The organism is Pantoea sp. BR_17 (genome assembly GCF_041955125.1).
GTDB lineage: Bacteria > Pseudomonadota > Gammaproteobacteria > Enterobacterales > Enterobacteriaceae > Pantoea > Pantoea stewartii.
Genome location: NZ_JAVAXT010000007.1, coordinates 36346 through 61483, shown reverse-complemented (window position 1 = coordinate 61483; position 25138 = coordinate 36346). Strand labels below are relative to the sequence as shown.

The following is a 25138-nucleotide window of genomic DNA, read 5'->3' as shown; positions in this document are numbered from 1 at the left end:
CCACAAAGACAAAGTGGCTTCAGACACGCTTGTCAGCCGCGTGACACGTCAGCGCAGTCTGACGAGAGGGTAAGAAGCCGGGCAGAGACAAGAGAAAGAAGCGGGTGTGAAATCAGCGTGAACCGGTTAAGACCGAAAAGAAACAAAGTGACTCGTCAGGTCATCCGGGAGCGCGCCGGGCGTGACCAACCTGAATGTAAAAGAGGGTGAGGAAGGCAGCGTTCACCCCGAGTGAACAGGAAGTTATCGCGATAATACAAGCCAGCGTCATCATGGCAGCGGTTAATCCCTGTGGCTGTCAAAAAAGAGACGGCGTGAGGCATTAAAAAAGGCCGCTGATGCGGCCTTTTAGTTTACAGATTAATGCGAGTGGTCAGGATGATCGACGGGATGACCCTTTTCGATCTCGGCTTTGTTTTTACCAAAGCGACGACGCACCACCACAAAGAATACCGGTACGAAGAAGATGGCCAGCGCGGTCGCGGTCACCATCCCGCCCATGACGCCCGTACCGACCGCATTCTGTGCACCAGAGCCGGCACCGGTACTGATGGCCAGCGGCAGTACGCCCAGAATAAACGCCAGTGAGGTCATCAGGATAGGACGCAGACGCATACGGCAGGCTTCAAGCGTGGCTTCCACCAGCCCTTTGCCTTCTTTCTCCATCAGGTCCTTCGCAAATTCCACGATCAGGATGGCGTTCTTCGCCGAGAGGCCAATAGTGGTCAGTAACCCCACGACAAAGTAAACGTCATTGCTCAGTCCGCGCAAGGTCGTAAAGATCAATGCACCGACCACGCCCAGCGGAACCACCAGCATGACCGAGAACGGAATGGACCAGCTCTCATACAGGGCCGCGAGGCACAGGAACACGACGATCAGTGAAATGGCATACAAGGCAGGTGCCTGGTTACCCGACAGACGTTCCTGATAGGACATCCCGGTCCAGTCAAAGCCAATGCCCGACGGCAGTTTCGAAGCCAGTTCTTCCATCAGGTTCATGGCATCACCGGAGCTCTTGCCAGGGGCTGCCTGCCCCAGGATTTCCATAGACGGTAAACCGTTGTAACGTTCCAGACGCGGTGAACCATACTGCCAGCGTGCTGATGAGAAGGCAGAGAAGGGCACCATCTCGCCTTTGCTGTTTCGGACATACCACTTATTGATGTCGTCAGGCAGCATACGCGCATCAGCTTTACCCATCACGTAGACTTTCTTCACACGACCGCGGTCAATGAAGTCGTTAACGTAAGAGCCGCCCCAGGATGCGCCCAGCGTGGTATTGATATCACTGAGTGAGACACCCAGTGCCTGGGCTTTCTCCTGATCGATATCCAGTTTGAACTGCGGCGTATCTTCCAGACCGTTGGGACGCACACCGACCAGCGTATCCGGATGTTGTGCGATCATGCCAAACAGCTGGTTACGCGCCTGCGTCAGCTTTTCATGCCCCAGGTTACCCTGATCGATAAGTTCAAAGTCAAAGCCGGTCGCGTTACCTAACTCGATAATGGCCGGCAGGTTAAACGCAAAGACCATACCGTCTTTAATTTGCGCCAGCGCTTGCATTGCACGTCCCTGGATCGCAGGCACTTTCATGTCGCTGCTGGTACGCTCATCCCACGGCTTGAGGCTGACGAAGGCAATACCGGTATTCTGTCCACGGCCCGCAAAGCCAAAGCCCGCAACGGTAAAGACAGATTTCACCGAGTCTTTTTCTTTCGTCAGGAAGTAATCAGAAACCTGATCCAGCACTTTCTGCGTGCGCTCTTGTGTAGCACCGGCAGGGAGCTGAGCCTGAGCCAGTAACAGGCCCTGATCTTCTTCCGGCAGGAACGATGAAGGCAGACGCAGGAACAGAAACGCCATTCCCAGCACAATCAGCAGATAAAGCAGCAGATAGCGACCCGTACCGCGAACGATGTGACCTACGCTGTCAACATAGTGATGCGTACTCTTGTCAAACAGGCGGTTGAACCAGCCAAAGAAGCCTTTGGTGGCACCGTGATCGCCTTTTTTCACCGGCTTGAGCATAGTGGCGCAGAGTGCGGGCGTCAGAATCAACGCAACCAGTACTGACAGCGCCATGGCCGACACGATGGTGATGGAGAACTGACGATAAATCACGCCGGTCGATCCACCAAAGAAAGCCATGGGAATAAAGACCGCTGACAGCACCAGGGCAATACCGACCAGTGCGCCCTGAATCTGCTCCATCGAGCGCTTGGTCGCTTCTTTCGGTGGCAGTCCTTCCTCCACCATGACGCGCTCGACGTTCTCGACCACCACGATGGCGTCATCCACCAACAGGCCGATGGCCAGCACCATCCCGAACATCGTCAGGGTGTTTATCGAGTAACCAAAGGCGCCGATTATGGCGAAGGTCCCCAGCAACACAACCGGGACGGCAATAGTCGGAATCAGCGTGGCTCGGAAGTTTTGCAGGAACAGATACATCACCAGGAACACCAACAGAATCGCTTCCATCAGTGTTTTCACCACTTCGAAAATAGAAATTTTAACGAACGGTGTGGTGTCGTAAGGATAAACGACCTTCATTCCCGCCGGGAACGTAGGCTGCAGCTTAGCCAGCTCGGCTTTAACGGCTTCGGCGGTATTCAGGGCGTTAGCGCCGGTCGCCAGTTTGATACCGATACCGGACGCAGGCTTACCGTTATAGCGCGCAATGATCTCGTAGTTTTCACCACCCAGTTCGATCTGTGCCACATCGCGCAGACGCACCTGAGAGCCATCGTTATTCACTTTCAGCAGAATGTTGCCGAACTCTTTGGTGGAGGTCAGACGCGTTTGCGCAATAATTGAGGCGTTCAGCTGCTGTCCCGGTACCGGCGGTGTTCCGCCTAACTGACCGGCAGCCACCTGGGCGTTCTGGGTTTTAAGCGCATTGATCACATCAACCGGCGTCAGCTGATAGTTATTTAACTTACTCGGATCCATCCAGATGCGCATCGCGTACTGCGCACCAAAGACCTGGGTATCACCCACGCCAGGCGTACGGCTGATAGGATCTTTGATGTTAGAGGCAACATAGTCAGCAATATCGTTCTGCGTCATGCTGCCATCATCGCTGATGAAACCCGCTACCATCAGGAAGCTACTGGAGGATTTTTTAACCTGAATCCCCTGTTGTTGCACTTCCTGAGGCAGCAGTGGCATTGCCAGCTGCAGTTTGTTCTGCACCTGAACCTGCGCAATATCCGCATCAGTCCCTGACTGGAAGGAGATAGTCAGCGTCAGCGCACCCGAGGAATCACTGCTTGATGACATATACATCAGGCCATCAATGCCGTTCATGTTTTGTTCGATGACCTGCGTCACCGAGTCTTGCAACGTTTTCGCGTCAGCACCAGGGTAGTTGGCCTGAATCTCAATGGCCGGTGGCGCAACATTGGGATATTGCTCAATCGGTAATTTAATAATCGATAACGCGCCCGCCAGCATGACGATAATAGCCAGCACCCACGCAAAGATTGGGCGATCGATAAAGAACTTAGCCATGTATCAACGGCTCCTGTTAGGACGATGTTTTAGCAGACTGGGCCTGAGAGGGATCACCTTTTGCGGCTTTTGCATCGTCTGTGACTTCTTTAGGTGTAACTTGTGCACCCGGTTTTGCACGCTGCAGACCTGTAAAGATCACACGCTCGCCCGCTTTCAGACCTTCTGTTACCAGCCATTTATCGCCAATAGCCTGGGCTGCTTTGATCTTACGTGCTTCAACTTTATTGTCCGCGCCGACCACCATGACAGAGGCGTCACCGGTTGGTGTGCGCGTTACCGCCTGCTGAGGAACGAGCAGGGCGTTTGGATTGGTGCCTTCATCCAGACGGGCACGTACAAACATCCCTGGCAGCAAGGCTTTATCAGGGTTAGGGAAGATCGCGCGCAGGGTGATCGAGCCGGTGGTTTGATCAACGGTCACATCCGAGAACTCCAGCGTACCCGGCTGAGCATAGTTTTTACCATTCTGCATCAGCAGGGTAACGTTGGCTTTGCCATCGTTCTGTTTCAGCTGACCGGACTCCAGTTCTGAACGCAGACGCAGGAAATCTTCACTCGACTGGGTAACATCGACATACATCGGATCCAACTGCTGCACCGTGGCCAGCGCTGTGGTTTGCCCGCTTTGTACCAGCGCACCTTCTGTAACGGATGACTTACCAATGCGGCCACTGATAGGCGAAGAGACTTTTGTGTACGCCAGGTTAATGCGTGCGGTTTCTACGTTAGCCTTCGCGGCCTGAACGGCCGCATTGTTTTGTGCCGCGGTGGCGACGGCATTATCGTAGTCCTGCTGACTGATATATTTGGTGCCAAGCAGCGGCTTATAACGATTGACCGTCAGTTGCGCTATACGTGCATTGGCCTCTGCTTTCGCTAAATCGGCTTTGGCGCTGTCATAGGACGCCTGATAGGTCGCGGGATCGATCTGATAGAGCGATTCACCGGCTTTAATCTCACTGCCTTCAATAAAGTTACGCTTCAGAATGATACCGGAAACCTGCGGACGCACTTCGGCAATACGGTAAGCCAGGGTACGGCCAGGCAGTTCGGTCGAAATTTTTAGGGGTCCACTTTTAACGGTGACAACACCGACTTCCGGCGGCTGTTGTTGGGCGGCCTGGTCGGATTTATTTCCGTCACATCCTGTTAACACAAAGCTGCCTGAGAGCATCAGGACGGCCGCCAGAGGCGTTAACCCTCTGAATTTGTTCATAAATAAACCTCTAGAGTCCGATATCAAATGATCAATGGATCACAAAGCCATGAACCCATTGCTGCGTATTATTTTAGCTCGTGCTATGGTACATACATTCACAAATGTATGTAAACTTACCTGTTTGTAAAAAAAGTCCCCTATGGCACGAAAAACCAAAGCGCAAGCTCTTGAAACCCGGCATCAAATTCTGGACGCCGCCCTTGCTCTGTTTTCGAAAGAGGGGGTTTCAGCCACCTCCCTGGCGGACATCGCTTCTGCAGCCAGCGTAACCCGTGGCGCTATCTACTGGCATTTCAAAAACAAAGCCGATTTGTTGAACGAAATATGGCTTCGCTGCGATGCCGGGCTTAATGAAGTGAAACTTGAGTATCAAACAAAATACCCTGGTGATCCACTCTCCATTTTACGGGCGATGCTGGTCTATATCTTTCAGGCGACTGCGCGCGATCCGCAGCGCCGTGCGTTGATGGAAATCATCTTTCATAAATGCGAATTTGTCGGGGAAATGGCTGCCGTAAAAAGTATCCAGCAAAGTCTGTTGCTTGAGCGTTACAACGAAATTGAAGACGTACTGCGTCAGTGCATTGATGCCGGGCAACTTCCAGAAACGTTCCAGACCCGACAGGCGGCGTTAATCATGCGCAGCTATGTCAATGGCATGATGGAAAGCTGGCTTTTTACGCCTGGCAAATTCGATCTGGTTGCCGATGCGCCCGAACTGGTGGATGCCCTGATTGATATGTTGCTCTTAAGTCCGACGCTGGCAAAAAAGGCTTAGTCTTTGCGCTGTTCGTCGCGTTTCTTTTCGTAATCGCGCTGAACAATGGCCAGGGCGGACAACACCGTTTCCACCGACAGTTGGTGTTCTTCAAACAGCTGAATCAAATCTACCGCCAGTTTGACCTCTTCGGGGGCCGTTTCCAGGGACATCATTCCTCCTGCGACGTTGTATCATGGGCCTGATAAGCGTGCCATCCTGCGATGGCGGTCTTGCAAAGATAGCGCATTAACTGCTAAACGGGCTGTCTGACAGTGACATTGCCCACTCCACCGAGCGGATCGCCTGCCGGCAGCGTGCCATACGGCCTTCCAGTACCTCCAGGTCTTTTTTCAACTGCTGCTGAACGGCAAAGGTTTCTGCCAGCGCCAGCCGTTGCTCCCGCTGGTCGATCATCGCCTGTAGTCGACGCTCATATTCCCGGTATTCCAGATATTTTTGCTGACGGGCGGAAGGCCGGGCACGTTCTGCGCGGCTACGAAGTTGCTGGGTACTGGCTTCACGCTGCAGGGCGGCGATTTGGTCCACCAGATGACCCGCCAGCCACTGGCTACGTTCCACATCCTCGCCGGCCTGACAAAGGCGCTGATAGTTGTGCTCAATTTCCTGCAGATAATCGGCCAGTAGGGTCCCTTTCGTCGTAAAGAGTTGGTTGTCAAAACGCGGCGAGCGACACTCGCCGTCGGGATGGCTGTGGATGGCCTGGCGCAAGGTGAGAAGGCAGTGATGCAGCCTTTGCCGCGTCGGATGCTTACTCATTGCGCCCAACGCAGGTATGCTAAAGTCATGCAACGGAAAACGCACTGGGTGGCAGGTATGCAACGCATTGTCTTATTAACCCTGGGTTGGCTGGCGATAGTGCTTGGCATACTGGGCATTGTATTACCTTTGTTACCTACAACGCCATTCATGCTGCTGGCAGCATGGTGTTTTGCCCGTTCTTCACCACGTTTTCATCACTGGCTGCTCTGGAAATCGCCCTTTGGTCGCTATATTCGCCACTGGCAACAGCATCGTGGCATACCGCCAGGGGCAAAAAGCCGCGCCATCGTACTGATTGTGGCGACATTTGCGTTATCCTTGTGGCTGGTGCCTGTGCTGTGGGTACGGATCATGCTGGGCATCATGTTGTGCCTTCTGTTGCTGTTTATGTGGCGGATGCCGGTGGTGGCAGAAACACCAGACGACAGTTTACCTCCGCGATAAAGTTGCAATTAGCCGGCCATTTGCTTAGATTTGGGCCTCTTCGTGTGCGGCTTCCCATTATGAATGTATTTCCGCTGAACCTTTAATCAAGTATTGGCGCTATTGAAGCTGCGCAAAACAGAATTTTTTTACCAGGCTTAAGATTATGACCGACACTGCGCAGCAGCTTGAACTGATTAAAAACAGTATCAAAAGTATTCCTGATTACCCGAAGCCGGGTATTCTTTTCCGTGACGTCACCAGCCTGTTGGAAGACCCGAACGCCTATGCAGCGTCCATCGCCCTGCTGGTTGAGCGCTACCGTAATAAAGGCATCACCAAAGTTGTCGGCACAGAAGCGCGTGGCTTCCTCTTTGGTGCGCCGGTTGCCCTGGGGCTGGGGCTGGGTTTTGTCCCGGTGCGTAAACCGGGCAAACTGCCACGTGAAACCTACAGCGAATCCTACGAGCTGGAATACGGTACCGACCAACTGGAATTGCACAAAGATGCGATCCAGCCGGGCGACGTCGTGCTGGTGGTCGACGATCTGCTGGCGACCGGCGGAACGCTGGAAGCCACGATCAAACTGATCCGTCGTGCAGGCGGTGAAGTGAAAGATGCTGCTTTTATTATTAACCTGTTCGATTTGGCAGGGGAAGCCCGCCTCAAGGCGCTGGGCGTTGACAGCTACAGCCTGGTCAATTTCCCCGGCCACTAAGCCTCGCTTCTGGCCTCGCGCACCTGTGGGGCCATTCCGCTTTACCGCTTCAAGATAACGAGTGATAGGTGAAAGCGTAGCTGTTAGACTACTGCAATCATATACAGGGGTTGCAGTGCGTCTGCGCTCACATTTCCATCCAAATTCGTCGAAACCACATGAGCTATCAGGTACTTGCCCGAAAATGGCGTCCACAGGCGTTTGCTGATGTTGTCGGTCAGGAACATGTTCTGACGGCGCTGGCGAATGGATTGTCTCTGGGACGCATCCATCATGCTTATCTCTTCTCCGGCACACGGGGCGTAGGGAAAACCACGATTGCCCGTCTGCTGGCAAAAGGCCTTAACTGCGAAACCGGGATCACCGCCACGCCCTGTGGCCAGTGCGATAACTGCCGTGAGATCGAACAGGGCCGTTTTGTCGATCTCATCGAAATTGATGCCGCCTCGCGCACCAAAGTGGAAGACACGCGCGATCTGCTTGATAACGTGCAGTATGCGCCCGCCCGCGGCCGCTTTAAAGTTTACCTTATTGATGAAGTGCACATGCTGTCGCGTCACAGCTTCAATGCGCTGCTGAAAACGCTGGAAGAACCGCCTTCACACGTTAAATTCCTGCTGGCGACGACCGATCCGCAGAAGCTGCCGGTGACAATCCTGTCCCGTTGTCTGCAGTTTCACCTTAAAGCGCTGGATGTTGACCAGATCCGTCAGCAGCTTGACAACGTATTAGAACAGGAGCACATCGCCCGGGAACCGCGGGCGCTGCAACTGCTGGCCCGTGCTGCCGATGGCAGTATGCGCGATGCGCTGAGCCTTACCGATCAGGCCATTGCGATGGGCGAGGGCAGCGTGACCAGCGCGACCGTCGGGGCGATGCTCGGGACGCTTGACGATGAGCAACCCCTGGGGCTGCTTGAAGCCGTAGTCGACGGCAACGGAGAACAGGTGATGGCGTTGCTGGCGCAGGCAGCTTCGCGCGGGGTTGACTGGGAGGCATTGCTCCTTGAGATGCTGCGCCTGCTGCACCGCATTGCCATGGTACAGTTACTGCCTGCCTCTCTTAACGACGATGAAGAAAGCAATGCGTTGCGCCTGCGGGAACTGGCGCGCGTCGTGCCGCCTGCCGATCTGCAGCTTTATTATCAAACCCTGCTGATGGGGCGCAAAGATTTACCCCTTGCGCCCGATCGTCGTATGGGCATTGAGATGGCCTTATTGCGCGCGCTGGCGTTTCATCCCAAAGCGGCCGTCGCGGAGCCGATCGCGCGGCCCACGCTGACTGCGCAGTCAGCGCCGGTGCCGGTACAGAACGTACCGCCGTCGCCAACCGAATCGGCGCCCGCTGCCCGGCCACAAATGGCGGCACCCGAACCCGATTCGGCACCAACCGCGCAGTCTGTCTCGCCTGCGGCACCCGAATCGTCACTGTCCAGTTCCACCAGCCAGCTCCTGCAGGCGCGCACCCAACTGCTGCGCCAGGGAGCAAACAAAGCAAAAAAGAGTGAGCCGGCAGCGCCAGGTGCGCGGCCGGCCAGTTCTGCCCTTGAGCGACTGGCCTCGGTGACCGAGCGCAGTCAGCAGCGTGTGCGTGAGCGCGCCCCTGACGCGCCGGTAAAAAAAGAGGCGTACCGCTGGAAAGCGCTGACGCCCGTAACCGAAGCGGCCGCGCCCGTCGCCACGCCAAAAGCCTTGCGTTCTGCGCTGGAGCATGAGAAAAATCCTGAGCTGGCCGCACGGCTGGCTGAAGAAGCCCAGCAGCGTGATGCCTGGGCGGCTGAAGTGGCCGGTTTGCCGCTGCCTAAACTGGTTCAACAGCTGGCGTTGAATGCCTGGAAAGAGACCACCGATCAGGGTATTTGCCTGCATTTACGTTCCAGCCAGCGCCACCTGAATTCGGCCTCCGCGCAGCAGGCCCTGACCGCCGCATTGAGTCAGGTTGCCGGACATCAGGTTGAACTGTCGGTTATTGAAGACGATAATCCTACGGTATTGACGCCACTGGAGTGGCGTCAGGCCATTTATGAAGAGAAGCTGGCGCAGGCGCGTCAGTCCATCTTGAGTGACAGCCACATTCAAACCCTTCGTCGCTTTTTCGATGCCGATTTGGATGAGGAAAGCATTCGACCCGTTTGAACACGCTGCAACGTTATGAATAAACCGCGTTGTAGCCTCAGCAGAGAGAGAAAACTATGTTTGGTAAAGGCGGATTGGGCAACCTGATGAAACAGGCCCAGCAGATGCAAGACAAAATGGCCCAGGTTCAGGAAGAAATTGCCGCCCTGGAAGTCACGGGTGAATCAGGCGCAGGCATGGTCAAAGTGACCATCAATGGTGCCCACAACTGCCGCCGTGTGGAAGTCGATCCCAGCCTGCTGGAAGATGACAAAGACATGCTGGAAGATTTGATCGCTGCCGCCTTCAACGACGCGGCGCGTCGCATTGATGAAGCGCAGAAAGAGAAAATGGCGTCTGTCTCTTCAGGCATGCAGTTGCCACCAGGCTTCAAGATGCCGTTCTGATGCAAACCAGCCCACTGCTAGAGTCCTTAATGGAATCATTGCGCTGTTTGCCGGGCGTTGGGCCGAAGTCGGCGCAACGGATGGCGTTCCAACTGCTACAGCGCGATCGTAGTGGGGGAATGCGGCTGGCACAGGCGCTGACCCGGGCAATGTCGGAAATCGGTCACTGTGCCGATTGCCGCACCTTCACCGAGCAGGAAATCTGCACTATCTGCGCCAATCCCCGGCGTCAGCAAAACGGTCAGATCTGCGTGGTGGAAAGTCCGGCAGATATCCATGCTATTGAGCAAACCGGGCAATTTGCCGGCCGTTATTTCGTTCTGATGGGCCATCTTTCGCCCCTGGATGGCATTGGCCCGGCAGATATCGGTCTCGATCGGCTGGAACAGCGTCTGGAGAAGGAAGCGATTCAGGAAGTGATCCTGGCGACCAACCCCACCGTGGAAGGCGAAGCGACCGCGAACTACATTGCAGAATTATGTGGCCAGTATGGCGTTGAAGCCAGCCGCATTGCGCATGGCGTTCCGATGGGCGGCGAACTGGAAATGGTGGATGGCACCACGCTATCCCACTCACTGGCAGGCCGCCAGAAGATTAAATTTTAAACGCTTGCCGGCGTTGTGAAAAACGCCGGCTTGAAAATCCTGCATGTACCCCCACATCCTCCTCAACGTTCGTTAAATCTGATTCTGTTGAGGTAGCAATGACCATGAAAGGACAAGAGACTCGTGGCTTTCAGTCAGAGGTAAAACAACTTCTGCACCTGATGATCCATTCTCTCTATTCAAACAAAGAGATTTTCCTGCGTGAACTGATTTCCAACGCCTCGGATGCGGCGGATAAACTGCGCTTCCGCGCGCTGTCTGATGCCAGCCTGTACGAAGGCGATGGTGACCTGCGCGTGCGTCTCTCTGTCGATAAGGATAACCGCACCATCACGCTGAGCGATAACGGTATCGGCATGCGCCGTGATGAAGTGATTGAAAACCTTGGCACTATTGCGAAATCCGGCACCAAAGCCTTTCTGGAATCCCTGGGCTCAGATCAGGCCAAAGACAGTCAGCTGATCGGTCAGTTCGGTGTGGGTTTCTACTCGGCCTTTATCGTTGCCGACAAAGTCTCGGTGCGCACGCGCGCAGCGGGTGCCGCCGAAGACGAAGGCGTGTTCTGGGAATCGGCAGGTGAAGGTGAGTATACCATCGCTGACATCAGCAAAGCCGATCGCGGTACGGAAATCACCTTGCACCTGCGTGAAGGCGAAGATGAATTCCTCGACAGCTGGCGCGTCCGCAACATCATTGGTAAATACTCCGATCACATTGCGTTGCCGGTTGAAATCGAAACCAAAGATGAAGAAAGCGGCACCACGACCTGGGAGAAAATCAACAAAGCTCAGGCGCTGTGGACCCGCAGCAAGTCAGAGATCAGCGACGAAGAGTACAAAGAGTTCTACAAACATATTGCCCATGATTTCAGCGATCCGGCGACATGGAGCCACAACCGCGTAGAAGGGAAACAGGAGTACACCAGCCTGCTATATATCCCGGCTCGCGCACCGTTCGACATGTGGAACCGCGACCATAAACATGGTCTGAAACTCTACGTGCAGCGCGTGTTTATCATGGATGACGCCGAACAGTTCATGCCGAACTACCTGCGCTTTGTGCGCGGCCTGATTGACTCTAACGATCTGCCGCTCAACGTATCGCGTGAGATTCTGCAGGACAGCCGTGTTACCCAGAATCTGCGCGGCGCGTTGACCAAACGTGTTCTGCAGATGCTGGAGAAGCTGGCGAAAGAGGACAGCGAAAAGTACCAGACCTTCTGGAAAGAGTTTGGTCTGGTCCTGAAAGAGGGCCCCGCTGAAGATCACGCCAACAAAGAGACAATTGCCAAACTGCTGCGTTTTGCCACCACACAAAGCGAGAGCGCGGCGCAAACCGTGTCGCTGGAAGATTACGTCAGCCGTATGGTCGAGGGTCAGGAGAAGATCTACTACATTACCGCCGACAGCTATGCTGCAGCGAAAAGCAGTCCGCATCTGGAGCTGTTCCGTAAAAAAGGCATTGAGGTCCTGCTGCTGTCCGATCGTATCGATGAATGGATGATGAGCTATCTGACCGAGTTCGACGGTAAGGCCTTCCAGTCCGTCAGCAAAGCGGATGAAGCGCTGGATAAGCTGGCTGACGAAGAAACGGAAGCGCAGAAAGAAGCGGAAAAAGCGCTGGAACCTTTTGTTGAGCGCGTGAAAACGCTGCTGGGCGAACGTGTGAAAGAAGTCCGTCTGACGCACCGTCTGACCGATACGCCTGCGATTGTGACCACCGATGCAAACGAGATGACCACGCAAATGGCCAAACTGTTCGCGGCGGCAGGACAGGACGTACCGGAAGTGAAATATATCTTCGAGATCAACCCCGATCACCAACTGGTGAAGCGCGTGGCAGATACCCAGGATGAAGCCCGCTTCGGTGAGTGGATTGAGCTGTTACTGGATCAGGCCCTGCTGGCAGAGCGCGGCACGCTGGACGATCCTAACCAGTTTATCCGTCGGATGAACCAACTGCTGACGGCGTAAGACGACGAAACCGGTGAGATCCTCACCGGTTTTTTTTGGCTGCAGCCTTCCTGCCTGCTTTCCGGCACCCATATTTGTTGCGCAACCGCCTTAAAAGCCGCATTGCACCCGCCACCAGTCCGAAAATGCCTTTTCACTGATATCGCGCACTGCGATCGCTGGCTAAAGTCAGTACACTGATCTGCGTTGATCCGCCCCTTCCTTGTGGTGCGCGGATCATAATGGTATGTTCTTCCGCTTCTCAGATTCATCAATGCGATTCGCAAGGGGATTTACGCAATGCGTATTATTCTGCTCGGAGCTCCGGGCGCAGGTAAGGGGACTCAAGCCCAATTCATCATGGAGAAATACGGCATTCCGCAGATCTCCACTGGCGACATGTTGCGTGCAGCGGTTAAAGCGGGCACCGAACTGGGCAACCAGGCGAAAGCCATTATGGATGCCGGCAAGCTGGTTACTGATGAGCTGGTGATTGCGCTGGTTAAAGAGCGCATCGCCCAGGAAGATTGCAAAAACGGTTTCCTGCTTGATGGTTTCCCACGCACCATTCCTCAGGCTGACGCAATGAAAGAAGCCGGTATCAAAGTGGACTATGTGCTGGAGTTCGCTGTGCCAGATGAACTGATCGTTGAACGCATCGTCGGTCGCCGTGTTCATGCGCCATCAGGCCGTGTTTACCATGTCAAATTCAATCCACCGAAGGTGGAAGGCAAGGATGACGTGACCGGTGAAGAGCTGACCACGCGTAAAGACGATCAGGAAGAAACGGTGCGCAAACGTCTGGTGGAATACCATCAGCTAACCGCACCGCTGATTGCTTACTACAGCAAAGAAGCCGAAGCGGGTAACACTGAGTACCACAAAATCGACGGCACACGTAATGTGTCCGACGTGAGTGCAGAGCTGGCTAAAATTCTGGGCTAAGCAGAGAGGGGCCGGTACGACTGGCCCCTTTTGCTGTAGTGAATCTACCCATACTTTCCTGCGTTTTCCTTCTTCGTTGTCCTCTGAACGCCAGCCGCGCTTGCCGCAGACCGTTTTCTGGCCCTTGCTGCCTGACAGGTACGGAACCGCATTGCAGTCGTGCTGCATCCTCCTACAGGCTGTCATGAACCTGCAGGCGCCACGTCCCGGCGTTCATCAGATGGCCTGCCAGGAATATACGCTGACACGTCAGATGCGCCGGAGTCTGGCAGGGCGGGATGGGCGTGCTACGGATTCGCGCGCAGCGTTAAAGTCGTCGCAGAGAATATGATATGCTTCTCTGCCTGTTTTTCCTCACGGCAGTCACCATGAAATTTCCCGGCAAACGTAAATCCAAACACTATTTTCCCGTCAGCGCGCGCGATCCCCTTCTCCAGTCCTCGTCATTCGATAACGAAGACGGCAGTTGGGTCGTGGGCATCGATCAGACGTTGGTCGATATCGAAGCGAAAGTCGATGATGCCTTTCTGGTCCGCTATGGTCTGAGTGCCGGCCATTCGCTGGTCATTGACGATGCCGTGGCAGAAGCGCTGTACGCTGAACTGATGCGTGACGAACTGATTACTCACCAGTTCGCAGGCGGCACGATTGGCAACACGCTGCACAATTTCTCCGTGCTGGCGGACGACCGTTCCGTATTGCTGGGCGTGATGTGCAATAACATTCAGATTGGCGGTTATGCGTATCGTTACCTTTGTAATACTTCGAGCCGCATGGATCTTAACTATCTTCAGGGTGTGGACGGAGCGATTGGCCGCTGTTTCACCCTGATCGGCGATCAGGGCGATCGGACCTTTGCGATTAGCCCTGGCCAGATGAACCAGCTCAAAGCGGAAAGTGTGCCTGAGGACGTAATTGCGGGCGCTTCCGCGCTGGTTCTGACCTCGTATCTGGTGCGTTGCAAAGACGGTGAACCGATGCCACAGGCGACGCTGCAGGCTATCGAGTATGCAAAGCGCCACAACGTGCCGGTGGTGCTGACGTTAGGCACGAAACACGTGATAGGTGACAATCCTCAGTTCTGGCGTGATTTCCTGCGTGACCACGTGTCGATTGTGGCGATGAACGAAGAAGAGGCGCTGGCGCTGACGGGCGAGGCCGACCCGTTACTGGCCTCGGACAGGGCGCTGGAGTGGGTGGATCTGGTGCTGTGCACGGCAGGGCCGACCGGTTTATATATGGCGGGCTATACCGAAGACGAATTTAAGCGTAAAACCAACCATCCTTTGTTACCGGGCGCGATTGCTGAATTCAACCAGTACGAATTCAGTCGCGCAATGCGTAAACAGGATTGTCAGCAGCCGTTACGCATTTTCTCGCACATCGCGCCCTACATGGGCGGCCCGGAGAAGATCATGAATACCAATGGGGCAGGGGACGGCGCGCTGGCTGCGTTGCTGCATGACATTACGGCGAATAACTACCATCGCCGCAACGTACCTAACTCCAGTAAACATGCGCGTGCTTATCTGACCTATTCGTCGCTGGCGCAGGTCTGCAAATATGCTAACCGGGTCAGCTATCAGGTCCTGAATCAGCATTCGCCCCGACTGACGCGCGGTTTGCCTGAGCGTGAAGACAGCCTGGAAGAGTCCTACTGGGATCGTTAAGGCCGACAAGTCAGACGCCCCGCTGAATCTCTGAGAGTTCAGCGGGGCGACAGCCGTTTGGGATGGATTAGTGCTGACCTTCGCTGACGGTTTTTTCTTCCTGCAGCGTTAGCTTTTCCTGTAACTTCTGAATAATACTGGCGGCAATTTCCCGCTCACCCATAACGACGTGGTTTGCGCCGCGCTCCAGAATATACTCCACTTCATCGTCATAATGGGCATGCACGATAATATCGATATCAGCCTGCTTCTGTCGTGCTGCCGTCACAATTTCGCCTACCTCGTAGCCGTTAGGGATAGTGACTAACAGCCAGTTGGCACAGTCCACCCGGGCCAGCGCCAGGGTATTGGCGCGGGCGGCATTCGCCAGCACCGCTCTGATCCCCTGATCCCGTAAGGTTTTTACGCGCGGGATGGAGCTTTCTACCACCACCACCGGAATATTCAGTTTGATCAGTTGCTCACACAGCAGGTTGCCGACGCGACCATAGCCAACGATGACCGCATGGTTGCAGACATCCACAGGAATCTCTTGTTCTTCTTCCAGCGCTTCTTCCAGCGTCTGCTGCTCCATCGTTTCATTTTTGGCGAGGTAACGCCCCAGCAGCGTAAACAGAACCGGATTGAGCATGATAGAAAGGATAGCCGCTGCCAGGACCAGATTTCGGCCCTCTTCATCAAGCAGGCCAAGTGAAATGCCCAGACCGGCAAGAATAAAGGCAAACTCGCCGATTTGCGCCAGACTCACCGAGATGGTCATCGCTGTCCGACGCGAATGACCCAGCAGCGAAACCAGCAGCCAGGCGGCGGCGGATTTGCCGATGACGACAATCACCAACGCACCCAGCACGGCCAGCGGCTCTTTCACCAGGATCATGGGATCAAATAACATGCCGACAGAGACAAAGAACAGCACTGCAAAAGCATCCCGTAACGGCAACGTGTCACGAGCAGCGCGCTGGCTTAACTCCGATTCATTCAGCACCATTCCGGCAAAGAACGCACCCAGCGCAAAAGACACGTCGAAAAACTCGACGGCGCCAAATGCAATACCCAGCGCCAGCGCCAGGACAGACAGCGTAAACAGCTCGCGTGAACCCGTGGCCGCACTTTTCGCCAGAATCCAGGGGACCGCACGGCGGCCTACCACCATCATCAGCACCATAAAGGCGGCAACTTTGCCGATGGTCCAGAGCAGATCCCAGATCACCAGGCTGGCGCTGGCGTTGCCCTGTTCCATCATGCCCGCAATGGCGGGCAACAAGACCAGCGTAAGCACCATCACCAGGTCTTCGACAATTAACCAGCCGATAGCAATTTGACCGCGCTGGCTTTCAATCAGCTGCCGTTCTTCTAACGCACGCAGCAACACCACGGTACTGGCGGTAGAAAGACACAAGCCGAACACCAGGCCGGTCATCCACGACCAACCCATCGCCCACGACATCAGCATTCCCAGCAAGGTGGCTACCGCGATCTGTGCAATCGCGCCGGGAATGGCTATCCGCTTTACCGACATCAGGTCCTTCAGTGAAAAGTGCAGACCGACGCCAAACATCAGCAGAATCACGCCCAGTTCGGCCAGTTCCGGCGCCAGATTCGTGTCTGCCACAAAGCCGGGTGTAAAAGGGCCGGCCATAACGCCAGCAACAAGGTAACCCACCAGCGGAGAAATTCGTAACCGGTTAGCCAGCATACCAAGGAGGAAAGCCAGAACCAGTGCCCCGACAATAGTGGTGATCAGCGGTGTGGTGTGATGCATGCCTGTCTCCTTGGATGTAAATGTATCCGGTTGTAACAAATGAGTTTAATGCATATCAGGCGGCATCGCTGAATAATTTGTGGGATTATCAAAAGAAATTAGGGAAATAGGCGAAAAGTGCAAGATGAAGGCTGTTTTTCTCACTTATCGCAGTTATGGGTCGATACAACGGTCTGTTGCGTAAGGTCATGAAGGAGTTTATTCATTCTAAATGACACAAGCGTGACGATAATGAGGTGAAAATGTGTTGGTAACAGCCTACAACCGCACTCAGGCAGCGATTTGCCTGCTCCCTTTGCTTCGTTGGCCTCCGTGTGTCGGGGCGGCCGGATAGGCGGCTGACCTGATGGCATGAAAGCGCATGATAAAACAGCAAACAAAACAGTCTGTTATTTAGCATTGGCTCAGCCAGCCTTGTCTGCGCGCGCGAAAGCCATCTTGACGAAATGCACCGTTAAAAACAGAGTAATACATAAATTTAACACAGGGCGAATCACACCAGCGAAAGTAGCTAAAAATTAACAAGCTGATCGTTCCTTCTGCTTAACATTGCGCCTTCATGCATAACAGTGATGACAAAATCAGACCCTGTCCTGCGCTGAACAACCTGCGATAATGACCAGACGACGCGCGATAAACTTGAGTTAACACAGGGAATGTGCGACACAGAAGGGCGCTGACGATCGGCAAGAATCATTATTCAAAGGAGAGAGGCTGTGGTGTTATCTCGATGGGCGGGTGCGGGTCTGACCGGGGCGATGTTGCTCTCATCACTGTTTACTCAGGCCGCCGTGCCTGACCGGAGTTACCGTTTCAGCATTTTGCACACCAACGATCTGCACGGCCATTTCTGGTTTGATGAGCAGGGCGAGTACGGTCTGGCGGCACAAAAAACATTAATAGATACCGCACGCTACGATATTCAGGCCAAAGGCGGTGGTGCACTGATTTTGTCGGCCGGAGATGTCAACACTGGCGTGCCGGAATCGGATGCCCTGGATGCCGAACCTGATATTCGTGGCATGAACCTGATTGGTTACGATGCCATGACGCTGGGCAACCATGAATTCGATAAACCCCTCGCCGTGCTGCGGAAACAGGAAAAATGGGCCAAATTTCCTTTTCTGGCCGCGAATGTTTATCAAAAAAGCACAGGTAAACGTCTGTTTAAACCCTGGGCGATGTTCCGGCGCATGGGGCTGAAGATTGCGGTTATCGGGTTAATCACGCCGGATACCGCCCGCCTGACCAACCCTGAACAGTTAACGGATATCGAATTCCGTGACCCGGTAGCCGAAGCCGTAAAGGTTGTGTCTGAACTACGCGCCAAAGAAAAACCGGATGTGATCGTGGCGCTGACCCATCTTGGTCATTATGACGACGGCAAACACGGCAGTAACGGGATTGATGATGTGACGCTGGCGCGCAGGTTGCCTGCGGGCACCCTCAATATGATCGTAGGGGGGCATTCGCATGACGCGGTCTGTATGGAAAAAGAGAATGTGAGCCGCAAAGATTACCAGCCGGGTCAGCCCTGTCAGCCTGACCGGCAAAATGGCGTCTGGATTATGCAGGCGGAAAAGTGGGGAAAATATGTCGGACGTGGCGATTTTACCTACCGCAATGGCGAGGTTACCCTGGCGTCGTATCAGCTCATCCCGGTTAACCTCAAACATAAAATCAAAAATCTCGATGGCAGCGAATCCTGGCTGACCTGGCAGGAAGAGATCCCCAAAAACACGGCTATGATGAAATTACTGACGCCGTTTCAAAAACGCGCTGAAGCGACGTTGCAGGTGAATGTCGGGCGCGTCAACGGGGTGTTTTCCGGCGAAAAAGAAACCGTGCGCGTTCGGCAAAGCAGCCTCGGGCAGCTCATCCTGCGGGCGCAGATGGCCGCGACCCAGGCCGACTTCGCCGTGATGAGCGGCGGCGGAATTCGGGCCTCGCTCAAACCAGGGCCCGTAGCGTGGCGCGATTTGCTCCAGGTCCAACCCTTTGCCAATCAGGTCGTTTCCGTCACGCTGAGTGGGGCGGAAATTAAACGCTATCTGGCGGTGGTGGCGAATATCGAACCGGGTTCAGGCGGTTATGCCCAGTTTGCAAATGTCAGTCTGACCGCGAATGGCAGCGGCGTGAGTAAAGTCACGATCAACGGACAGCCGCTGGATGACACCAAAACTTATCGGATGGCGACTAACAGCTTCAATGCGGCGGGCGGCGATGGCTATCCCCGTATTGATTCACATCCGGGTTATGTCAACAGTGGCAACGTTGACGCCGTGGTGCTGCGTGACTGGGTCAGTAAACATTCGCCGCTGAATGCCAGCGACTACGTGCCTCGCGATAAGGTGATTTACCAGACGGCAACGGCCCAGGATGCATTGAAAGACGCGAAAGAAACGGTGCCCGCGCGTCGTTATCCCAAAATGATTTTGGCATGGATACAACACTGGAACGGGGAACGTGCAGCACCGCGTTAAATCACCGGGGAGGCGCTTCGTCTCCCCGGTGCCTTGTCAGGCGCGGCAGGCCTTACGGTTGAACCAGTGCGACCGCAGTTTATCCCACACCAGGTTATAGACGAAGGTGTAGGGCAGAAAGAACAGAAAAAACGCCACTTCGATCATAAAGGCCTGCCATAACGAAATCTCCAGCATCCAGGCGGCCAGCGGAAGCCCTATCAGGATAAAGCCGCCCTCAAATCCCAGAGCATGCAGCACACGGACCCATACACTGCGTTTCTGACGAGGCGGATACCAGCGATCAAACACGCTGTTGTACATCATATTCCAGAGCATCGCGACCGTGGACAACATGATGGCCAGTGCGCCCATCTGAAACAGCGGTTTATCCATCATCCAGGCTGCCAGCGGGGCAATGGTGAGGATGGCCAGACCTTCAAACAGGCTGGCATGTAAGATGCGCTCGGTGAGTGAACGGGTTTGCATGTCAGTCTCCTTAGTTCAGGAGCCTATTTTCCCATGGCATCATGCTAAGATAAAATGATCATCTATCGATAAAAGCGATGGTTCACATGCGTTACTCTCCTGAATCCCTGGAAGCCTTTGTGCAAACGGTAGCCAGTGGCTCGTTTTCTGCCGCCGCGCGCGCCTTAAACAAAAGCCAGTCCACCATCAGCGTGGCTGTGGTTAACCTGGAAGACGATCTGGGTTTTGCCTTATTTGACCGGCGCGGTCGTCAGCCGCAACTGACCGAACAAGGGCGACGCGTCTTACCGCAGGTTCAGCAGATTCTTGCCGCCAGTGAGCGACTGGATGCGCTGGCAACGCGCCTGTCCGAGGGAATCGAACCACGGCTCAGCGTGGCGGTATCTGACTTCTGGCAAACGCACTACCATCAGCGCCTGCTCAGGCAATTTGACAGGCGCTATCCGGAGGTGGAGCTGGAAGGCATTGCCGCAGAAGATGACGATGTCGTCGAACTGTTGCAAACCGGGCGCGCGCAGATCGGCGTGATTCGTGCCCAGCCGACGCTCCCGGCTGACATCGCGGTCGCCCGCCTGCAGGTCGATGCTGAGTTAGGGATTTACCTGCACCGGGATCATCCTCTGGCGCAGGAAGCGACGGTGAATGAAAGCCAGCTTGAACCCCTTCGTCACCTTCGTCTCAATACCTGGACCGAACGCCGCGCCCCCACTTTTCAGGGCAGGGCCTGGTCTGCTCAGACATATTATGTGCTGCTTGAGATGGCGGAACAGGGCTTTGGCTGGAGCATTTTGCCGCGCTGGCTGGTGAAACAGTTTGGACATGGTGTCTTAAAGGAATTGCCTGTCGCCGGGTGGCCGCAGCGCATCGCCGTAGAAGTGGTCTGGTCGCGCCGCCATCCGCCCGGCCCGGCCGGGCGCTGGATGATTGATGAACTCTGCGCTCTGCAACCGGCTTAATCGCGTCGGGCAATGTCTGCCAGCGGGGCATCCAGAAGACGGGACAAATCCTGCGGGCTGAGTTCAATATCCAGTCCGCGTTTACCGCCAGAAATGAACAGCGTGGCAAAGTCGTTGGCTGAGTGGTCAATCACCGTCGGCAGACGCTTTTTTTGCCCCAGCGGACTGATGCCGCCGATCAGATAACCCGTAATCCGCTGCGCCAGTAGGGGATCGGCCATCTCCGCTTTTTTTGCCCCGAGAGCCTTAGCCACTTTTTTGAGATCAAGCTGCGTTGCCACGGGCGTCACCGCCACGGCCAGCTGCTTTGCATCGCCGTTCAGCGCCACAAGCAACGTTTTATAGACTTGGCGGGCGTCCAGGTTAAGCTTACGCACCGCCTCATCGCCAAAATGCGTTTCGCTTGCGTCATGCTCATAAGGGTGCAGTGTGAAGCTGACTTTTTGTTTTTCCAACAGTTTTACCGCAGGCGTCATAATGGCCTCTGATTCAGAAAAATCTTATTACGTTTTATTGAAAGATAAATGTGGCGAAATAATGTGCTTTAGGCGAGAATTGCCACGCGCCAGCAACTGGGTTGTTGAGCGATAACTAAAATCATTAACACATTCCTCTTTGAAGAGCCGATATGACTGTCGGCTCTCTTTTTTTTATCCCTGATTACTCCGCCCGTAGCAGGGCTGGCAGATTGTTCTCACCATATAAATGCAGTGCGCCGACGGCCACCACATAACGTCCCGCGGGCAACGTTTGTAATCGCCCGCGCCACTCACGGTTGCGCTGGCTAATCAGCGTGTCATTGAGCGTCTGACTGAACGTCGCCGGTAAGGCGATTTGCGGTTCGCGGGGCGGGCTTTCCAGCCACCAGCTCACCATCGTCTGCAACATGCGCGCGTTGGTATGCCAGTGCGTCAGCGTATCCTGCAGCAGCGCCATACCGTTATCGGGCAGCGACTTTAACAGGGTGATTTGCGCGTCTGCGCCCTCCAGCTCAATCACGGGTTTTTGCAGTGAACGTGCCGCTTGAAGCAACTGATAATCAATGCCGTAATCCGGGCGCAATCCCAGCCGCTGGGCCTGACGGGCCTGCAGCATCAACGCAATTTGCCAGGCTGGTGACGTATCAAACTGCGTCAGGGACAAACCGGTCTCATTGCATAACGCGTCCAGCTTCGCCAGCGTGCCTTCATCCATACGCACCGACAGCGGCGGGCATACTTCGGTGTCATCAAATGGCGAACCGCCCTGAGTAATATCCGCTTCCACTACCAGAGCATCGGCATTTTGCAACTGTTGTAGCAGCCGCACTGGCAGAGGCTGCATATCGCGCGTGCCCATATGAATGCTTCCCACCAGATGAAACTGGCATGCTCCCGACCGGATATCGACGGCCGGCCACCGGTAGCTGGTGGGAAAAAGGGGCGCCATCCAGTTACGCAAACGTTGCCAAAGGCTCGCAGTCATTCCCTGTCCTTACTGTGTTAAAGACACCATGCTAGCGGGATCCGGCGGCGAAAAACAGAGGCGGCCGTTAAGGCTTCTTGCGCGGTGTGAAGCGCAGTAGCCGGTTAGCATTGCTGACGACGGTAATCGATGAGAGTGCCATCGCCGCGCCGGCAACAATCGGGCTGAGTAACAGCCCCGTGAAGGGATAGAGCACGCCCGCAGCCAGCGGAATACCGATAATGTTGTAGATAAAGGCACCAAACAGGTTCTGACGGATATTCCTGAGTGTGGCGGATGCAATCGCTAAGGCATCTGCCACGCCATGCAGGTCGTCACGTAGCAACGTTATCGATGCGCTTTCCACCGCCACATCACTGCCGCCGCCCATGGCTATGCTGACATCCGCCTGGGCCAGCGCGGGTGCATCATTAATCCCATCGCCGATCATGGCGACCTGACGGCCTTGCTGCTGCAACTGGCTGATCGCATCGGCTTTACCTTCCGGCAAAACACCCGCAATCACTTCATCCATGCCCACGTCATCAGCAATAGCGCGGGCGGTATTCTCATGGTCCCCGGTCAGCATAATCAACCGGTAACCTGCCTGATGCAGCCGTTGCAGCGCTTCACCCGCCTCCGGCCGCAGAGTATCACGCAGGCTAATCAGGCCAGTAAGCTTCCCGTCTTCAGCCAGTAAAACCGGCGTTGCGCCCTGGCGGGTTAGTCTCTCCGTTTCTTCCTGTGCCGCCTGGCAATCCACACCGTGCTCGCTTAACAGGCTGACATTACCCAGGACAAGTTGTCTGCCGTTAAGAATGCCACTCACCCCTTTGCCGCGTATTGTACGAAATTGCGAAATCTCAGGCTTCTCGCCAGCGCCGGCCTCTGCCACGATAGCTTTCGCCAGTGGATGCCCTGACGCCTGTTCCAGTGCCGCAGCGGCAGAGAGCACGGCATCGCGGGTGCTGCCCTGCCAGGTGATAACCTCGGTGACCTGCGGGGCACCTTGGGTAAGCGTGCCCGTTTTATCAAACACCAGCGTGTCGATATGACTTGCGCGTTGCAATGCATCGGCATCCCGCACCAGCACACCGTATTCAGCAGCGCGTCCGGTGCCCGCGATAATCGACATCGGTGTTGCCAGACCCAGCGCACAGGGACAGGCAATGATCATGACGGTGGTGGCCACAACCAGCGCATAGGCCAGTTGGGGCTGTGGACCCACCAGGTACCAAATCAGCGCACTCAGCAAGGCAATAATCACGACCACCGGTACGAAGACCGCAGAGATACGATCCGCCAGACGGCCAACCTCAGGTTTGCTGCTCTGCGCTTTACGTACCAGCTGAATAATTCGTGCCAGCGCGGTATTGCCGCCAGTCGCCTGCGCAATAAAGCGAACGGTCCCGTCCTGCACCAGCGTACCGGCAAACAGGCGATCGCCCTGTGTTTTGGATTGGGGAGCCGCTTCGCCAGTCAGCATTGCTTCGTCACACCAGGCTTCGCCTGACTGTACCTCGCCGTCTACGGGGATACGATCGCCTGCGACCAGTCGCAGGATCATACCGGGCTCTACCGCGCTGACGGGCATAAGCGTCTCACCTTGTTCCGTGATGACATTGGCCTGTGCGGGCGTAAGATCCAGCAGCCGCTCCAGGGCGCGTGAGGCACGCTGGCGCGCGCGTTGTTCAAGCGCATGGCCCAGATTGATCAGGCCCAGAATCATCACGCTGGCTTCAAAATAGAGATGGCGCGCCTGCGGCGGGAAAAAGTCAGGCCAGACGACCACGCTGAAGGAGTAACTCCAGGCGGCCGCCGTTCCCAGCGCCACCAGCGTATCCATGGTGGCGCTGCGGTTAAGGAGACTGCGCCAGGCGCTGCGGTAGAAATGGCCACCCGCCCCGATCATTACCAGCAGGGTGAGCATCCCGAGGACCAGCCAGGTGGTTCTGTTCGCGGCAGTGAGCATCATATTGTCGCCCATCATGCCCCATACCATCAGCGGTACGCCCAGCAGCAGCGCGACGCCCGCCTGCCAGCTAAAGCGACGCAGGGCGCGACGGGCGCTGGTTTGCTGCTTTTCACGTCGTTGCTGCTCGTCGTCAACCACTTCCGCACCGTAACCGGCCGCATCCACGGCAGCGACCAGCTGCTGTGGCTCAACATGGCCCATAACCAGCGCGCTTCGCTCGGCAAGATTAACGCGTGCCTGCTGTACACCGGCAACCTGTTCAAGGGCTTTTTCAACCCGGCTGACGCAACTGGCACAGCTCATGCCGTCAATAAGCAGGACGTGAGCAGGCAATGCTTCGGTTGCCGGCAGAGAAGAGGACTCCGTTGTCAGCGCCTCCGGCGGCGGCTCTGATGCTGTCAACGGCTCAGGCTTTGGGCGCGCGCCTTCAGGTTTCAGCGTTGCATGATAGCCCGCCTGTTCGACAGTGGCGATGAGCGAAGTGACCTCGGCGCTGCCAGAAATGCTGGCTTCCTGTTGGGTGACCTCGGCCTGTTCAACATCGTCGCGCTGCTCAAGCGCCTCTTTTACGCGTTTAACGCAATGGCCGCAGGATAATCCTTCCAGTGCCAGGATAACCGTATTTGACATCGTTGACTCCTTGGTTGGTGTGGCGGAGTGAGTAGTCAGAAGTGACTGTGACTAAGGATAAACCTTCCATCAAGGGGAAGGTCAAATACAGGCTGTTAAAAGGGACAGAATGCCAGAATGGGTGGGTAAAAAATGTGCAGCCCGTGTCGCGGGTGGGGGTGGAAAAGCAAAAGCCCCAGGTTATCCGCGGGGCTTTTATGCATCGTTTCGGCGTCAGACGAGCTGTGTGCCAACTAACCCGAATCGGATTATCTGAGCGGCGAGCCTTTGCCGGGGTTGCGCAGCAGGGCGCCTTCAGGGCCTGTC

At 55.4% G+C, this 25138-nt stretch carries 20 protein-coding genes and 1 other annotated feature; of the genes, 11 read left to right on the top strand and 9 right to left on the bottom strand.

What is annotated here, in order from left to right:
- Nucleotides 1-360 precede the first annotated feature (360 nt).
- Both RAC60_RS12390 and RAC60_RS12385 read right to left on the bottom strand, forming a co-directional pair.
- The gene (locus tag RAC60_RS12390; RefSeq protein WP_375093875.1) at nucleotides 361-3519 is read right to left on the bottom strand and encodes an efflux RND transporter permease subunit; all 3159 of its coding nucleotides are present in this window, start codon (nucleotides 3517-3519) and stop codon (nucleotides 361-363) included.
- 16 nt (nucleotides 3520-3535) lie between these two features.
- Complete coding sequence (locus RAC60_RS12385; RefSeq protein ID WP_375093874.1) at nucleotides 3536-4738, bottom strand: efflux RND transporter periplasmic adaptor subunit; 1203 nt, start codon at nucleotides 4736-4738, stop codon at nucleotides 3536-3538.
- A 142-nt stretch (nucleotides 4739-4880) separates the two neighbouring features.
- On the opposite strand from RAC60_RS12385, the gene acrR reads away from it, so the two are divergent.
- Nucleotides 4881-5519 carry a multidrug efflux transporter transcriptional repressor AcrR gene (gene acrR / locus RAC60_RS12380; protein ID WP_375093873.1) on the top strand — a complete coding sequence of 213 codons (639 nt, stop codon included), beginning with the start codon at nucleotides 4881-4883 and terminating at the stop codon, nucleotides 5517-5519.
- Here the strand turns inward: acrR and rsmS are convergent.
- Both rsmS and priC read right to left on the bottom strand, forming a co-directional pair.
- Nucleotides 5516-5671, bottom strand: a complete 156-nt coding sequence (gene rsmS, locus RAC60_RS12375) for a pleiotropic regulatory protein RsmS (RefSeq protein ID WP_006117926.1) — start codon at nucleotides 5669-5671, stop codon at nucleotides 5516-5518. The two genes, acrR and rsmS, sit on opposite strands and share 4 nt — an antisense overlap.
- 76 nt (nucleotides 5672-5747) lie before the next feature.
- Nucleotides 5748-6278, bottom strand: coding sequence for a primosomal replication protein PriC (gene priC, locus RAC60_RS12370; RefSeq protein WP_375093871.1), 531 nt, complete (start codon nucleotides 6276-6278; stop codon nucleotides 5748-5750).
- A 57-nt stretch (nucleotides 6279-6335) separates the two neighbouring features.
- On the opposite strand from priC, the gene RAC60_RS12365 reads away from it, so the two are divergent.
- The 8 genes from RAC60_RS12365 to RAC60_RS12330 all read left to right on the top strand — a co-directional run bounded on the left by RAC60_RS12365 (nucleotide 6336) and on the right by RAC60_RS12330 (nucleotide 15115).
- Nucleotides 6336-6725, top strand: coding sequence for a DUF454 family protein (locus tag RAC60_RS12365; RefSeq protein WP_164483258.1), 390 nt, complete (start codon nucleotides 6336-6338; stop codon nucleotides 6723-6725).
- 145 nt (nucleotides 6726-6870) lie between these two features.
- The gene (gene apt, locus RAC60_RS12360; RefSeq protein ID WP_006117923.1) at nucleotides 6871-7422 is read left to right on the top strand and encodes an adenine phosphoribosyltransferase; all 552 of its coding nucleotides are present in this window, start codon (nucleotides 6871-6873) and stop codon (nucleotides 7420-7422) included.
- A 158-nt stretch (nucleotides 7423-7580) separates the two neighbouring features.
- Nucleotides 7581-9557 (top strand): DNA polymerase III subunit gamma/tau, encoded by a 1977-nt coding sequence (dnaX, locus tag RAC60_RS12355; protein WP_375093869.1) that lies wholly within the window; start codon nucleotides 7581-7583, stop codon nucleotides 9555-9557.
- Nucleotides 8899-8960, top strand: a sequence feature (DnaX frameshifting element). (Overlaps the previous gene by 62 nt.)
- Nucleotides 9558-9613: 56 nt before the next feature.
- A complete protein-coding gene (locus tag RAC60_RS12350; RefSeq protein WP_033738698.1) occupies nucleotides 9614-9943 on the top strand; it encodes a YbaB/EbfC family nucleoid-associated protein in 330 nt (109 codons plus the stop codon).
- The gene (gene recR / locus RAC60_RS12345) at nucleotides 9943-10548 is read left to right on the top strand and encodes a recombination mediator RecR (protein WP_006117920.1); all 606 of its coding nucleotides are present in this window, start codon (nucleotides 9943-9945) and stop codon (nucleotides 10546-10548) included. The genes RAC60_RS12350 and recR overlap by 1 nt, the downstream gene beginning before the upstream one ends.
- 98 nt (nucleotides 10549-10646) lie before the next feature.
- Nucleotides 10647-12521, top strand: coding sequence for a molecular chaperone HtpG (gene htpG, locus RAC60_RS12340; RefSeq protein ID WP_033738700.1), 1875 nt, complete (start codon nucleotides 10647-10649; stop codon nucleotides 12519-12521).
- Between the two features lie 279 nt (nucleotides 12522-12800).
- The gene (gene adk / locus RAC60_RS12335) at nucleotides 12801-13445 is read left to right on the top strand and encodes an adenylate kinase (RefSeq protein ID WP_033738701.1); all 645 of its coding nucleotides are present in this window, start codon (nucleotides 12801-12803) and stop codon (nucleotides 13443-13445) included.
- 368 nt (nucleotides 13446-13813) lie between these two features.
- A complete protein-coding gene (locus RAC60_RS12330) occupies nucleotides 13814-15115 on the top strand; it encodes an inosine/guanosine kinase (RefSeq protein WP_033738797.1) in 1302 nt (433 codons plus the stop codon).
- Between the two features lie 67 nt (nucleotides 15116-15182).
- Here RAC60_RS12330 and ybaL read toward each other — a convergent pair whose 3' ends face one another.
- Entirely contained in the window at nucleotides 15183-16877 is a 1695-nt protein-coding gene (ybaL, locus tag RAC60_RS12325) for a YbaL family putative K(+) efflux transporter (protein WP_375093865.1), read from the bottom strand.
- 758 nt (nucleotides 16878-17635) lie between these two features.
- Between ybaL and ushA the strand changes: the two genes are divergently transcribed.
- Complete coding sequence (gene ushA / locus RAC60_RS12320) at nucleotides 17636-19360, top strand: bifunctional UDP-sugar hydrolase/5'-nucleotidase UshA (RefSeq protein WP_375093899.1); 1725 nt, start codon at nucleotides 17636-17638, stop codon at nucleotides 19358-19360.
- A gap of 36 nt (nucleotides 19361-19396) precedes the next feature.
- Here the strand turns inward: ushA and RAC60_RS12315 are convergent, their stop codons facing one another.
- Nucleotides 19397-19828 carry a multidrug/biocide efflux PACE transporter gene (locus RAC60_RS12315; RefSeq protein ID WP_367143243.1) on the bottom strand — a complete coding sequence of 144 codons (432 nt, stop codon included), beginning with the start codon at nucleotides 19826-19828 and terminating at the stop codon, nucleotides 19397-19399.
- 86 nt (nucleotides 19829-19914) lie between these two features.
- Between RAC60_RS12315 and RAC60_RS12310 the strand changes: the two genes are divergently transcribed.
- Nucleotides 19915-20784 (top strand): LysR family transcriptional regulator, encoded by an 870-nt coding sequence (locus RAC60_RS12310; RefSeq protein WP_033738707.1) that lies wholly within the window; start codon nucleotides 19915-19917, stop codon nucleotides 20782-20784.
- On the opposite strand, the gene ybaK is transcribed toward RAC60_RS12310, so the two are convergent.
- From ybaK to copA, 3 genes are all read right to left on the bottom strand, one after another.
- Nucleotides 20781-21260, bottom strand: coding sequence for a Cys-tRNA(Pro)/Cys-tRNA(Cys) deacylase YbaK (gene ybaK, locus RAC60_RS12305; RefSeq protein WP_006117912.1), 480 nt, complete (start codon nucleotides 21258-21260; stop codon nucleotides 20781-20783). The two genes, RAC60_RS12310 and ybaK, sit on opposite strands and share 4 nt — an antisense overlap.
- 184 nt (nucleotides 21261-21444) lie before the next feature.
- A complete protein-coding gene (locus RAC60_RS12300) occupies nucleotides 21445-22248 on the bottom strand; it encodes a TraB/GumN family protein (protein WP_006117911.1) in 804 nt (267 codons plus the stop codon).
- A gap of 67 nt (nucleotides 22249-22315) precedes the next feature.
- A complete protein-coding gene (gene copA / locus RAC60_RS12295) occupies nucleotides 22316-24832 on the bottom strand; it encodes a copper-exporting P-type ATPase CopA (protein ID WP_375093862.1) in 2517 nt (838 codons plus the stop codon).
- Nucleotides 24833-25138 lie beyond the last annotated feature (306 nt).

Coding starts and splice junctions, on each gene's coding strand:
- copA (WP_375093862.1), bottom strand. CDS start 24,832: ATGTCAAATACGGTTATCCTGGCACTGGAAGGATTATCCTGCGGCCAT.
- recR (WP_006117920.1), top strand. CDS start 9,943: ATGCAAACCAGCCCACTGCTAGAGTCCTTAATGGAATCATTGCGCTGT.
- RAC60_RS12390 (WP_375093875.1), bottom strand. CDS start 3,519: ATGGCTAAGTTCTTTATCGATCGCCCAATCTTTGCGTGGGTGCTGGCT.
- rsmS (WP_006117926.1), bottom strand. CDS start 5,671: ATGTCCCTGGAAACGGCCCCCGAAGAGGTCAAACTGGCGGTAGATTTG.
- RAC60_RS12365 (WP_164483258.1), top strand. CDS start 6,336: ATGCAACGCATTGTCTTATTAACCCTGGGTTGGCTGGCGATAGTGCTT.
- RAC60_RS12310 (WP_033738707.1), top strand. CDS start 19,915: ATGCGTTACTCTCCTGAATCCCTGGAAGCCTTTGTGCAAACGGTAGCC.
- adk (WP_033738701.1), top strand. CDS start 12,801: ATGCGTATTATTCTGCTCGGAGCTCCGGGCGCAGGTAAGGGGACTCAA.
- ybaK (WP_006117912.1), bottom strand. CDS start 21,260: ATGACGCCTGCGGTAAAACTGTTGGAAAAACAAAAAGTCAGCTTCACA.
- RAC60_RS12350 (WP_033738698.1), top strand. CDS start 9,614: ATGTTTGGTAAAGGCGGATTGGGCAACCTGATGAAACAGGCCCAGCAG.
- dnaX (WP_375093869.1), top strand. CDS start 7,581: ATGAGCTATCAGGTACTTGCCCGAAAATGGCGTCCACAGGCGTTTGCT.
- RAC60_RS12330 (WP_033738797.1), top strand. CDS start 13,814: ATGAAATTTCCCGGCAAACGTAAATCCAAACACTATTTTCCCGTCAGC.
- apt (WP_006117923.1), top strand. CDS start 6,871: ATGACCGACACTGCGCAGCAGCTTGAACTGATTAAAAACAGTATCAAA.
- htpG (WP_033738700.1), top strand. CDS start 10,647: ATGACCATGAAAGGACAAGAGACTCGTGGCTTTCAGTCAGAGGTAAAA.
- priC (WP_375093871.1), bottom strand. CDS start 6,278: ATGAGTAAGCATCCGACGCGGCAAAGGCTGCATCACTGCCTTCTCACC.
- RAC60_RS12315 (WP_367143243.1), bottom strand. CDS start 19,828: ATGCAAACCCGTTCACTCACCGAGCGCATCTTACATGCCAGCCTGTTT.
- RAC60_RS12300 (WP_006117911.1), bottom strand. CDS start 22,248: ATGACTGCGAGCCTTTGGCAACGTTTGCGTAACTGGATGGCGCCCCTT.
- ushA (WP_375093899.1), top strand. CDS start 17,636: ATGTTGCTCTCATCACTGTTTACTCAGGCCGCCGTGCCTGACCGGAGT.
- ybaL (WP_375093865.1), bottom strand. CDS start 16,877: ATGCATCACACCACACCGCTGATCACCACTATTGTCGGGGCACTGGTT.
- acrR (WP_375093873.1), top strand. CDS start 4,881: ATGGCACGAAAAACCAAAGCGCAAGCTCTTGAAACCCGGCATCAAATT.
- RAC60_RS12385 (WP_375093874.1), bottom strand. CDS start 4,738: ATGAACAAATTCAGAGGGTTAACGCCTCTGGCGGCCGTCCTGATGCTC.